The 12,924-nt window shown below is 72.5% G+C and carries 6 protein-coding genes; 4 read left to right on the forward strand and 2 right to left on the reverse strand.

From position 1 onward, the window contains the following. Positions 1–36 precede the first annotated feature (36 nt). Positions 37–3,348, reverse strand: coding sequence for a right-handed parallel beta-helix repeat-containing protein (locus ACFYMP_RS26750; protein ID WP_388862275.1), 3,312 nt, complete (start codon positions 3,346–3,348; stop codon positions 37–39). A gap of 194 nt (positions 3,349–3,542) precedes the next feature. Between ACFYMP_RS26750 and ACFYMP_RS26755 the strand changes: the two genes are divergently transcribed. Next, positions 3,543–4,724 (forward strand): S8 family serine peptidase, encoded by a 1,182-nt coding sequence (locus ACFYMP_RS26755; RefSeq protein WP_388862277.1) that lies wholly within the window; start codon positions 3,543–3,545, stop codon positions 4,722–4,724. 47 nt (positions 4,725–4,771) lie between these two features. Continuing rightward, positions 4,772–5,041 carry a hypothetical protein gene (locus ACFYMP_RS26760; RefSeq protein ID WP_388862279.1) on the forward strand — a complete coding sequence of 90 codons (270 nt, stop codon included), beginning with the start codon at positions 4,772–4,774 and terminating at the stop codon, positions 5,039–5,041. A gap of 514 nt (positions 5,042–5,555) precedes the next feature. Here ACFYMP_RS26760 and eccCa read toward each other — a convergent pair. Continuing rightward, positions 5,556–9,515 carry a type VII secretion protein EccCa gene (gene eccCa / locus ACFYMP_RS26765; protein WP_388862318.1) on the reverse strand — a complete coding sequence of 1,320 codons (3,960 nt, stop codon included), beginning with the start codon at positions 9,513–9,515 and terminating at the stop codon, positions 5,556–5,558. Between the two features lie 304 nt (positions 9,516–9,819). Between eccCa and eccD the strand changes: the two genes are divergently transcribed. Together eccD and eccB are read left to right on the forward strand one after the other, a co-directional pair. Further along, positions 9,820–11,220 (forward strand): type VII secretion integral membrane protein EccD, encoded by a 1,401-nt coding sequence (eccD, locus tag ACFYMP_RS26770; protein WP_388862281.1) that lies wholly within the window; start codon positions 9,820–9,822, stop codon positions 11,218–11,220. A 15-nt stretch (positions 11,221–11,235) separates the two neighbouring features. Beyond that, positions 11,236–12,768, forward strand: coding sequence for a type VII secretion protein EccB (eccB, locus tag ACFYMP_RS26775; RefSeq protein WP_388862283.1), 1,533 nt, complete (start codon positions 11,236–11,238; stop codon positions 12,766–12,768). Positions 12,769–12,924 lie beyond the last annotated feature (156 nt).

Raw genomic sequence — 12,924 nt, forward strand, 5'->3', positions numbered from 1 at the left:
CCACACCGAGGACAGCGTGCCGGTGCTCCGGCCCCGTCACCCCGCCGGCTGGCGGGCGGCGGCCGGCAGGTCCTCGGGGAGGAGGAGTTGCAGGTCCTCCAGATCGGGGGCCGTCATGGCGCCGATCCGGCGGGCCTGGTGGGTCATCATGGCCTCCAGGATCTGGCGGGAGGTGCGGGCGTTGCCGAAGGAGCGGTCGCGCGGGAGGGTGTCCACGTAGGCGCGAAGGTGTTCCAGGGTTTCGGGCGCGCAGTTGTAGCCGGACACCGAGGCGTATCCGCTCATGATCTCGACCAGTTCGTCGGTGCTGTAGTTCTCGAACTCGACGGTGCGGGCGAAGCGGGAGGCCAGACCCGGGTTGGAGCCGAGGAACCGGCCCATCTCCTCGGTGTAGCCGGCGACGATGACGACCATCTCGTCGCGGTGGTCCTCCATGAGTTTCAGCAGGGTGTCGACGGCCTCACGGCCGAAGTCGGAACCGCCGCCCTCGGGCGTCAGGGTGTACGCCTCGTCGATGAACAGGACGCCGCCCAGAGCTCGTTCGAAAGCCTCCTTGGTGAGCTGCGCGGTGTGCCCGACGTAGCGGCCCACCAGATCGGCGCGGGCCACTTCGACCAACTGACCGGTGGACAGCACACCGAGGGAGTGCAGCAGGCCGGCGTAGAGGCGGGCGACGGTGGTCTTGCCGGTGCCGGGCGGACCCGAGAAGACCAGATGGTGCCCGATACGGGGTGCGGGCAGGCCGGCGGCCCGGCGTTGCCGGGACGCCGAGAGGAGGTTGACGAGGTCGGTCACCTCCCGCTTGGCGGCGTGCAGGCCCGTCATGGCGTCGAGTTCGGCCAGCAGGCCGGCGGAGCTGGGAACGGCCGGGCCGCTGCCCGCCGCGAGTTCCGCGACGTCCTCGGGCAGCAGCAGGGACAGGTCGGACTCGGCGGGGTTCTCCATCGAGCCGAGGCGGAACGCCTGCCGGTCCACCATCTCCTCGAAGACCTGGCGGGCGGCGCGGCCGTTGCCGAACCCGGCGTCGCGCGGCATCCGTTCGTAGTGCGTGGCGAGGGCGTCGAGCGTGCGCGCGTCCAGTTCGTAGCGGTGGGTCTCGCACATGTTCTGGGTGATGGTCACCAGTTCCTCGACGGAGTAGTTGGCGAACTCGACCACACGGGTGAAGCGGGAGGCGAGGCCCGGGTTGGACGAGAGGAAGGTGGTCATGTCGTCGGTGTACCCGGCGACGATGACCACGACGTCCTCGCGGTGGTCCTCCATGAGTTTGAGCAGCGTGTCGATGGCCTCCCGGCCGAAGTCGGCGCCGGAGCCCTTGCCGTCGGACAGCAGGGTGTACGCCTCGTCGACGAACAGGACGCCGCCCAGGGCTTCCTGGAACGCCTCGGTGGTCTTGATGGCCGTACCGCCGATGACCTGGGCGACGAGGTCGGCCCGGGACACCTCGATCAGGTGCCCTGAGCGCAGCACGCCGAGCTCGGCGAGGATGCCGCCGTACAGGCGGGCGACGGTGGTCTTGCCGGTGCCGGGCGGGCCTGAGAAGACCAGATGACGGCTCATGGGCGGGGCCGGCATGCCGAGGCTGGCGCGGCGCTGGTTGAGCTGGTTGAGGTTGACCAGGGTGTGCACCTGGCGTTTGACGTCGGCGAGGCCGACGAGCGCCTCCAGCTCGGCCAGGGGGCCCGCCGGCCGCTTGTCCCGCCCGGCGGGGCCGGAGCCCTCGGCGGCGACGTCGACGGCGTTCTCGCCCCAGGAGTCGGGCGTCGCGTTGCCGCTGGAGTCGAGCCGCTCGACGGTGAGGCGTTCACCGGCGCGGGTCTGCTTCAGTCCGGCGCCCCGGTTGTCGCGGACGACGCAGTCGGTGAGAGTGACCTGCTCCGAGCTGTCGACGCGGACACCGTCCCCGACGCTGCTCGTGATGCGGCAGCCGGTGAGTGCGGCGCGGCCGCCGTTGCCGACGAGCAAGCCGTGCGCCGCCGACCCGGTCACGTGGACGCGGTCGGCGCGCAGTTCGCCGCCGCTCTCGACGTGCATCCCCGCGGCCGCGCTTGAGCGGATCTCGGTGTCGCGCACGGCGACCCGGCCGTCGGTGCCGATCCAGACCCCGGCCTGGCCGGTCGAGTGGAGCACCGTGTCGCCGAGTTCGGGCGCGCCGCCGGTCGTGGCCCGGACCCCGGCGCCGGCTGCGCGCTCGACCGCGCAGCCCTCCAGACGTCCCCGGCCGTTGTCGGCCACCTCCACGCCGTGGCCGCCCATCCCTTCGAGCCGGGCGCGGCGCAGCAGAGGGTTGGCGCCGGTGCGTATCGCGATGCCGACGCCGGCCGCGTCCGTCACCGTGAGGCGGTCGAACTCGGCGGAGGACTCCTCGGCCAGCATCACGGCCGCCGTACGGTCCGCGCAGTCGCGCACGGCGGTGTCGGTGAGCAGGGGCGAGCTGCTGCCGCTGACGCGGATCGCGGACGCGGTGGAGCTGTCGAACCGGCAGTCCTGGAAGGTGCCGCGCGACCGCTCGGTGACGGCCAGGCCGTTGCCCTGGGTGCGTGAGGTGGCGCAGCGCGTCAGTTCCGGGTCGCTGCCCGAGGCGAGGACGATGCCGGGCCCGGTGGTGTCGGTGACCGTGACCTCTTCCAGCACGGGGCGGGCGGCGCTGGTCACGTAGACCCCGACGGAGGTGTCGTGCACGGTGGTGCGCACCACGCGGGTGGCGCACCTGCCCTCCAGAGCGATGGCGGGCTTCTCGGTGCCGGAGATGTCGCAGTCCTCGACGCGGCCCTGCGCCTCGCCGTTGGCGAGGACGCCGTTGCCGCGCGCGTCGCGTATGCGGCAGTCGCGTACGGAGGTGCGTGCCTGTTCGCCGAGGACGACGGCGGAGGTGCCCAGGTGTTCGATGACGCAGTTGGCGACGACACTGCCGGTGGGCGCGGTGTCCACGACGCCCGCGCCCTCCGGGTTGGAGACGCGGCAGTCCCGCACGGCGAGCGAGCCGCTCTCGCGGGCGAGCAGCGCCGTCCAGCCGGAGCCGACGACGGTGCAGCCCTCCATGGCGACCTGGCCGCGCGGGGCGTCGACCACCGGGAGGTCCTCGCTGCCGCCGCGCAGCGACAGGTCGGTGAGCATGACGGCGTCCGCCACGAGGACGACGGCGGTCCCGCGTGGTGGGCAGATCTCCACACTGCCGGGCTCCCCGTCGGCGACGATCGTCAGCCGGGTCCGGACGGTGAGGTTCTCGCGGTACCGGCCCGGCGCCACCCGGACGACGGCTCCCGCGCGTGCCTTCGCCAGGGCCTCCCCTATCGTCCGGAAGCTGTCCGCCTGCTGCGGACCGACCCTGAGCAACTGCCGTGACACGCTGGGACCTCCTCCTTGTCGTGCCTGCCGGGCCCCGGTGACCTGGGCGGGAGGCCGAGGCCGCGGCTTCCCTGGACACGCACGGAACGCAGGCTACGGGAACCCGGCAGCCGATAGCCAGGTCCCCCCGACGAGTGAGGCCCGTGCGAACTTCGCGTACGAAGGGCGAACTTGTCGCGCGTATCATCCGCCTCATGCGACGCGCTCCCTCTTACCGTCACCCGGTGGCGCGGACGGTGGCCGCCGCCCTGCTGGCCACGGCTCCGCTCGCCGCGGCAGGGCCGGCGGCCGCCGACTCGGTCGAACTGCCTTCCGTCTCCACGGTGCTGGCCGCTGACGCGCCGTGCGTCAGGGCTTCGCCCGACAAGGCCGCCGACGCGCCCTGGAGCCGTCGGGTCCTGGGGCTGAGCCGTACGTGGAAGCTGAGCGAGGGCGAGGGCGTGACCGTCGCCGTGGTGGACACGGGCGTGGGTACGGACATCCCCGCGCTGTCGGGCAGGGTCACCGCGGCCGGTGACGGCGGTACGGACTGCGTGGGCCACGGCAGTTTCGCGGCCGGACTCATCGCCGCCGCGCCGCGCGCGGGCTCCGGGGTGTCCGGGGTCGCCCCCGGGGCCCGGATTCTCGGGGTGCGCGGCACGGACACGCGCGGCGCGACCACGGCGGCGCGGCTCGCCGCGGGTATCCGCACCGCTGCCGACGAGGGCGCGGGCGTCATCTACGTGGGGCGGGCGCTGGGCACCGGCAAGGAGGAGCTGACCGAGGCCGTGGCCTACGCCTCCGCGTCCGACGCGCTGGTCGTCGCGCCCGTCACCCCCGACTCGGTCCCCAGGGACGCCACGGGGAAGCCCGGTGAGCTTCTGCCGTGGTACTGGCCGGCCTCCGCTCCCGGGGTGCTCTCCGTCATCGACTACGGCCCTGGGGGGTCGCGCCCCGAGGGAGCGCCGACGGTGGGTGGCGCCGATCTCTCGGCTCCCGGGGACGCGCTGGTCAGCGTCGGGCCGAAGGGGGCGGGGCACTATTTCGGCTCGGGTTCCTCGTTCGCCGCCGCGCACGTCGCGGGCGCGGCGGCCCTCGTGCGGGCGCGGCACCCGGAGATGACCGCGGCTCAGGTCTTCCGGCAGCTCACCGAGACGGCCTACCCCTCGGACACGCCCCGCCTCGACCCGTACGCGGCCGTGACGGCTCTGCTCTCCGGTGAGCGGGGCACGGTGGCGAGCCCCGGACCCGCCCGTGTCGTCGCGGCGGCGCCCACCGGGCCGCGCGAGCGCGCGCTGATCCTGGCGGGCGTGGGCGGGGGGCTGGTGCTGCTGGTGGCCGCGGCGGCCGTGGTGATTCCCCTGGGCAGGGCGCGGGGCTGGCGCCCGCCCTCTTGACTGAAGAGGTCGTCGCGTCTGGCATCGGTCGGTAGAGTGCGGTCGGGATGACCATGGAAGACAAGACCGAGACCACCTGCCGGATCTGCGGGTACGACGACGGCGAAGCCGTGTTCGACGAGTACGGCGTGCCGCAGTACGTCATCTGCCCCTGCTGCTACAACGAGTCCGGCATCGGCGACGACAGCGTCTCGCAGGTCCGCGAACTTCGCGGGCTCTGGGTCGCCCGTGGTGCTCAGTGGCACGACCCGGAGTTGCGGCCGGCCGGCTGGGACCTGCTGAAACAGCTCGCCGGCATCCCGCCCGAGTGGCGCTGACCGGGGACGTCAGCGGGTACGGCCACGCGGCGAGTCGGCGGTGGCGGACGGGGCTGCGGCGAAGACGAGGAAGTGTTCGGCCGTGCGCTGACAGCGGCGGTGCGGGCGGCGGAGTCCGCGTGGGCGGAGGTCCGGGCCGTGTGGGCCGGCCCGCACCCGGGCCTGGTTCCGCTCTCGGCACAGCGCCGGCGCACCGTCGACCACGATGGTCCGAACACCTCGGGAGTCCGCCGCCAAGCGCACCCGGAGGTGGCCACGAACAAGGCGGCGGCCCGCGTCTTTGGCCCCGTGGCGGCGCCTGCCGCCCTCCCGCGGACGTGCCGGCGCCCCCGGCACGACCCGGTGAACCGGCTCCCACAGCCCGTCTGAGACCGGACGTTCCGGGTCGTCAGGCCCGAACACCACCGCCTCACCACACGCGACGACGTTCAAGGCCGGGCCCCCGATCGCGAGGGGCCGCGGCCGGGGGCGCGCCAGCGTCGTACGTGCCCCCGGCCGTGCGCGCGCCCGGCCGCTACGCGTCCATCAGCGCCGTCTGCACCTGCGTCGTTTTGCGGCGCGCTATGCGGGTGGCGCGGCCGGGGTTGAGGATGCGGCCCTTGACGTTGCCGAGGATGTAGCCCTCCGAGGGCGGGCAGGACAGCAGCAGGCTCGGTGTGTTGACCTCTTGCAGGCGTCGCATCAGGTGCTCGCCCAGACCGCGCCCCGCGCCCGCGGCGGCCCGCGCGACGACCAGATGCAGCCCGACCTCGTAGCCGAGGGCCAGGTGTGGCAGGAGCGGGTCGAAGGGGGTGTTCCCGATGCCCGTGCCGACCATGTCGTAGTCGTCGACGAGGATGAACAGCCGGGGCCCCGACCACCAGTCGCACAGCCGCATGCGGGACGGGGTGATGTCGGGGCCGGGCACGCGTGCGCGGACCGCGCGGGCGGCACCGTCGATGAGGTCCTTGAGGGCGTCGATGGAGACCGCGTGCCCGAGCCGGTAGGCGTCGGGGATGGCCTCCACGAGGTCCCGGCGGTAGTCCACCACCATGATCCGGGCCTCGGCGGGGGTGTAGCGGTCCATGATGGCCTTGGCCGTCAGCCGGAGCATGTTGGTCTTCCCGCTCTCCGTGTCGCCCACGACGATCATGTGCGGGCTCTCGCCGAAGTCGTGCCAGACCGTCGACAGCCCGTTCTCCTCCAGGCCGATCGGCATCCGGAAGTCGCCCTCAGGGGCGGGCAGCGCCGAGGCGGGAAGCAGCGTCGGCAGCATCCGCACCTGCGGCGCCGGGCCGTGCGGCCAGCTCTCCTTGATCGCGGACACGAGCCCGGAGACGCCGTCCGCGAGGTCCTGGGTGCTCTCCGTTCCGTCGATACGGGGGAGGGCCGCGAGGTAGTGCAGCTTCCCCTCGCGGGTGAGACCGCGTCCGGGGAGCCGCGGCACGGTGGCCGCGCGGCGTACGTCGATCCCGGAGTCCATCGCGTCGCCCATCCGCAGTTCCAGGTGGGTGGCCGCCTGGTCGCGCACGGTGGAGGACAGCTCCACCCAGCGGGCGGTGGTGGCGATGAGGTGGACGCCGTAGTTGAGGCCGCGTGCCGCGATGGCGTTGAAGGTCTGGATGTGGCGGTCGAAGTCCTGGCGGACCGTGGACCAGCCGTCGATGACGAGGAACACGTCGCCGTAGTGCTGGTCCGCGAACTCCCCCGCCGCCCGGCGGCGCCGGAAGGAGGGCATGGAGTCGATGCCGTGGTCGAGGAAGAACTTCTCCCGCCCGGAGAGCAGTTCGCTGATCTCGGCGATCGTGCGGCCGACCCGCTCGGTGTCCAGCCGGGCCGCCACCCCCGCCGTGTGGGGCAGTTCGGCGAGCGAGGCCAGGGTGCCGCCGCCGAAGTCGAGGCAGAAGAACTGCACCTCGCGCGGGGTGTGGGTCAGGGCCAGCGAGGTGAGGATCGTCCGTACCAGGGTGCTCTTGCCGCTCTGCGGGCCGCCGGCGATGGCCACGTGCCCGCCGACCCCCGACAGGTCGATCGTCAACAGGTCGCGCAGTTGCTCGAAGGGCTTGTCGACGATCCCGATGGGCACCGTCAGCCGTCCGCGTCCCGCCCAGCCGACCGTGGTCAGCCCCAGCTGCGGGTCGGGCGTCAGCGGTGGCAGCACCTGATCGAGGGTCGCGGGCAAGTCCAGCGGCGGCAGCCAGACCTGATGAGCCGGGGGGCCGGAGTCGCGCAGCCGGTCCACGGCGACGGACAGCAGGGTGTCGCCCGACTCCTCCGGCTCCGCCGCGGGCTCGGGCTCCGGCAGGTCGGGGAGGAGACGCGGTACGACGTAGCCGGATGTCCACGGCACGGTCTGGCTCGCGGCGCGGGCCTGGGTCTGGCTGGTGTCGCGCTCCTGGTACGGGCCGGACACGTAGGCGGCGCGGAAGCGGGTCAGCGCCTCCACCCCGGACTTGAGGTAGCCGCTGCCGGGCTGGGAGGGGAGCTGGTAGGCGTCGGGGACGCCGAGCACGCCGCGGCTCTCCATGGCGGAGAAGGTGCGCAGGCCGATGCGGTAGGAGAGGTGGCTCTCCAACTGGTGCATGCGGCCCTCGTCCAGCCGCTGCGAGGCGAGTAGCAGGTGAACGCCGAGACTGCGTCCCAGGCGCCCGATCATCACGAAGAGTTCCATGAACTCGCGGTGAGCGGCGAGCAGCTCACTGAACTCGTCCACGACCACGAAGAGGCTGGGCAGCGGTTCGAGGGGGGTGCCGGCGGCGCGGGCCTTCTCGTAGTCGAGGGCCGAGGTGTAGTTGCCCGCGGAGCGCAGCAGCTCCTGGCGCCGCATCAGTTCGCCGTGCAGGGCGTCCTGCATACGGGAGACCAGGGCCGCCTCGCCCGCCAGGTTGGTGATGACGGCGGAGGTGTGCGGCAGTTCGTCCAGACCGAGGAAGGTGGCGCCTCCCTTGAAGTCGACGAGGACGAGGTTGAGGGTCTCGGAGGAGTTGGCGAGGGCGAGGGCGAGGACCAGGGTGCGCAGCAGTTCGCTCTTCCCGGAGCCGGTGGCGCCGATGAGCATGCCGTGCGGGCCCGTCCCGCCCTGGGCCGACTCCTTGATGTCCAGTTCGACGGGGCTGCCGTCGGCCCCGACCGCGATGGGGACGCGCAGCCGGGCGCTGCCCGTGTTGCGCCGCCACAGGGTGGCCGGGTCGTGCCGGTACAGGTCGGGTATCCCCAGCAGCGAGGTCAGCTCCAGGTTCGAGGACAGCGGTTCGGAGGACTCCGCGCCCACGCCCATGCGATAGGGGGCGATCCGCTTCGCCAGAGCCGTGGCGCCCGCGGGGCCGAAGCGGTCGGGGCGGCCGAGCCGTACCGTCTGCTCCTTGCGTTCGCGGTCGGTGCGGACGAGGGAGAAGTCCTCCTCGGACACGTCGAACCGGAGCGTGACCCGTCCCGGCCGCCAGTTCAGGGCGCCGCTCAGGTCGAGGACGACGGCGTTGCGGAACCCGGCGGAGTCGAGCCGGTGGCCCTTGGGGACGGTGCCGCCGTCCACGACGATCACGGTGAAGGGTTCCTCGCGCCCGGCGACCGCCTCGGGGTCGAAGGCGGGTCGTTCGAGGAACTCGGCGCCGAGCAGGTCCTCCAGTTCGTTGAAGGCCGAGACGCACATCCGGGCCGGGCCCGCGCCGTCGCTCTCCTGGGGGTGCAGGTTGTGCGGGAGCCATTTGACCCATTCCCAGTCGGCGCGCCGCTCGTCGGACACGCACAGGGCCACCCACAGGTCGTCGGGGGCGTGGAAGGTGGCCAGCTGGCAGATCATGGCGCGGGCCACGGACCGGACGCGTTCCTGGTCACCGCGGAACAGGATCCGTGCCCAGGCGCGCAGGTAGATGGCGATGGGCTGCTCGGGGACGGTGGAGTAGGCGCGGATGAAGCTGCGCAGCGCGTGGGCGGACAGCGGCTCCAGGTCCTCGACGGGGGTGGTGGCCTTCGGAGTGAGCCGCAAGCCCAGTTTCTGCTCGCCGACGGCGATCCGGACCTCGCCGAAGTCCTCGTCCTGCGGGCGCCGTTCCCACAGCCGGGTCGTACCCACCACGGACCACAGGGCGGCGGGGGCCGGGTGGCGCCAGGCCAGTGCGCGCTGCTGGTCGGACACGGCGGTACGGACCTTGCGGCGGATCTGGGTGAGGTAGCGCAGGTAGTCGCGGCGTTCGCCCTTCAGCCGTTGTTTGCGCTCGCTGGTCTTGCGCATCATCTGGCCGACCATCATCGCGCCGGAGGCGAACACCATCATGCCGACGGCCAGGTACATGAAGTGGCTGCCGCTGGCCTTGTTCATACCGGGGCGCATGAACATCAGCATCATGGAGACGGACATCAGCGCCATGGGGAGATATGTCCACACAGCGGAGCTGTCCGGCACCACCTCCGGCAAGCTGGGCGGCTCCTGAAGGCTGAGTTCGCCCTCCGGCATGTCCGGGCCACGGCGCCGGGCCGGCCTGCGGAACAGCGTCACACTCAACGAACGGTCTCCTAACGGGCAACACTGCGCGGGAAATGGTCAGTTCCCCGCTTCCGAACGGGCAAGTGACAGGGCAACACCGGCACCCCTGGCCTAAATCTGTCAGCCCAGTACACCAGTTCACCTTCGCACGCAGTAGTGTGCACGCAGGTCGGAGGGTGCGTGGGCGCTTCTCGCGCACGCTGTTCCCGCGCGTGTCCTCGCTGCTCCGGCCGAGTCCGAACTTCATGACAGCAGCCGGTCCGCACGCGGAACCGGAACCGACGGGGACCCGTCCGCAGAAGCGTGAGCGAGCACGATGACTGACACTCAGACAGCCGGTGTGTGCCGCCTGACCGTCCGCGCGCCGGCCAGGACCCTCGACCTCGCGGTGCCCTCCGACATCCCCGTCGCGGACCTGCTGCCCGCGGTGCTCGGCTACGGCGGCGACGATCTCGGCGAGGCCGGTCTCGATCACGACGGCTGGGTGCTCCAGCGCCTCGGCGCGGAGCCGATGGACGAGGAGCGCAGTCTCGACTCCTACGATCTGCGGGACGGCGAGACGCTCTACCTCAGGCCGCGCACCGAGGCGTTGCCCGAGGTGCATCTCGACGATCTGGTCCACGGCATCTCCACCACCATGCGCTCCCGCCCCTGGGGCTGGACTCCGCACGCGGGCAAGTTGCTGCTGCGCGGCCTCGCGGTGTTCACGCTCTTCGGCGGGCTGACCGTGTTCGTCCTGCCCGGCGGTTCCACGGTGCTGAACGCCGTGTGCGCCGCCGCGACCGGCCTGCTGCTGATCGCGGGCGCCGGCTCGGCGAGCCGCGCGGTCGGCGACGCGGGAGCGGGCGCGGCCCTGGGCGTCATGGCGGCGCCCTATCTCGCGCTCGCCGGATGGCTGCTGCCCGGCGGCGAGCTGAGCGGGCCGCACGTGCACGAGCTGGTGGGCGCCCGGCTGCTCGCGGCCTGCGCCGTGGGGGCGGGCGCGGCGATCGTGGCGCTCGCCGCGGTCGCCGCGTACGCCGCGCTCTTCCTGGCCGTCGCCGTCTTCGCCGTGCTCGGGGCGGTGGCCGGCGCGCTCATGCTCGTCGCCGACCTGGCACCGCATCAGGTCGCCGGGGTCGTCGCGGTGGTCGCTGTCGTCCTCGGTGCCTTCGTGCCCTCGCTGTCGTTCCGGATGGCGGGTCTTCGCATGCCGCCGCTGCCGACCAACGCGCAGCAGCTCCAGGAGGGCATCGAGCCGCATCCCACGGCCGCCGTCACCGCGCGTACGGGGCTCGCGGACGGCTGGATGAGCAGCCTCTACGCGGCGGTCGGCGCGGGCTGCGCCGTATGCCTCGTCGTCCTGGCCCTCTACGGGGGGCTGGCCGAGGTCATCACGGTGGTGACGCTGTCGCTCCTGCTCATGCTGCACGGGCGGGGCCTCGGCAACGCCTGGCAGCGACTCTCACTGGTCCTGCCGGGCGCGGGCGCCCTGCTCCTGCTGATCGTGGTCGCCGCGCACGCGTACACCCCGGGGGGCCGTCCGCTCGTCGTCGCCGCGCTGCTCGCCGTCACGGCCGGGATCGCCATCGCCTCCTGGACAGTGCCGGGCCGGCGGATCGTGCCGTACTGGGGGCGGGCCGCCGAGGTGCTGCACACCTTGACGGCGGTCGCCCTGCTGCCACTCGTGCTGTGGGTGCTCGGCGTGTACAGCGCCCTGCGCGGCCTGAACGCCTGAGGAGGGGAAGCTTCCGTGCAGTCCAAGAGCGATCAGGTCCAGGCGCACCTGTTCATCATGGGGCGGCTGACCTCCGGGATGCTGCGTGCCGACCCGGACGCCCCGGAGAGTCCCCAGGGCCGGACCAATCGCGGCGTGGTGATCGGTGTCCTGATCGCCGTTCTCATCTGTGCGGGCTCCTTCGTGTTCGGCCTCATCAAGCCCGGCACGAAGAGTTCCTGGCGCGATCCGGGCACCCTCGTGGTCAACAAGGACACCGGTGCCCGCTATCTCTACCTGGGCGAACGGCTGCGCCCCGTACGCAACTTCACCTCGGCGCGGCTGCTCGTGGGCGAGGAAATGAAGGTCATGACGGTGGGCGGTGCCTCGCTGAAGGGCACCGCGCACGGGGCCCCGGTCGGCATCGCGGGCGCTCCCGACGACCCGCCGGACAGCGGTGCTCTGAACAACGGCCCGTGGGCCGTCTGCTCCGGTTCGGCCGCGGGGTCCACCGGGACCACGCTCGCGGTGGGCGCGGACACCGACGGGACGGGGCTTGAGAAGGGCCGGGGTCTCCTGGTGTCGGGGCCCGACAAGGGCGCGTATCTGGTCTGGCAGGGGCGCAAGTTCCTGCTGAACGAGAAGGCGCACGCGGCCGAGGCCCTGGGCTACGCCTCGGACAAGCCCTTGCCCGTATCGGCCGCGTTCCTCAACTCGTTGCCCTCGGGGCCCGATCTGGCGCCCCCCGCGGTGCCGGGTCGCGGCCGGTCAGGACCGGAACTCGGTGGGCGGCCGACCAGGGTCGGCGAGGTCTTCGAGGTCGCGGCCTCGGGCGCGGGAGCCCGCTACTACCTCCTGAGCGAGCAGGGCCTGACCCGGGTCACGGCCACCGGGGCCGCGCTGGTGCTCGGTGACGAGGCCACCAGGAAAGAGGCCTACGCGGGGGGCACGGTGGCCGCGCGGCACCTGGGCAGCGACGCGCTGAGCGGCCATCTCGCCCCGGACCCCGGGCTCAGCGCCCTCGCGAAGGAGCAGCCCGCCGCTCCGCCGGAGCCGGTGACCGTGGCGCCGGGACGCACCCCGTGCGCCGAGGTGCGGCCGGTGCCGACGGGAACACGGGTGAGCGTGACACTCGCCCGGCAGGCCGGTCTCGGCCGGGCGGCGCAGGCATCGCCGGACGGCCTGGTCCCCGCCTGCACGACGGTCAACCGGATCACCGTGCCGCCGGGGGGCGGGGCGCTCGTGCACGCGCTCGGCGCGAACGGCGGTGAGGTGGGCGACACCCTCTATTTGGTGACGGACACCGGGGTGAAGTACCGGCTGCCCTCGGAGGACTCGGTCAAGGCGCTCGGATACACCGGGACGCGGGCCGAGGGGCTTCCCTCCTCTTTGCTGTCGATGCTTCCGACCGGGCCCGATCTGACGCGGAGTGCCGCGACCACCGCTCGGTCCCGGTCGACGGCCCCCCGGTGCGAGGCGGCCGGCGACAAGCGGGACGGGAAGAAGGGCAAGGGATCGGACGGGGAGTTGAAGAGCTCCGTGAGCTTGCGGACGGTTACGGCAGGGTGAACGGTCGTGCGAAGGAGGAGGCTCATTTGTTTCGCTTTGTAGCTAATTGTCGGTACGTATTGCCGAATGTAATGAAATCTGTTTAGTATCCGGACGGATGGGCCAACTCGCTCCCCGTCCACCGCAATTGGTAGCGCAAGCCGCCGGCGCGTCAGA

It is taken from the genome of Streptomyces sp. NPDC007088 (assembly GCF_042869355.1).
Classification (GTDB): Bacteria; Actinomycetota; Actinomycetes; order Streptomycetales; family Streptomycetaceae; genus Streptomyces.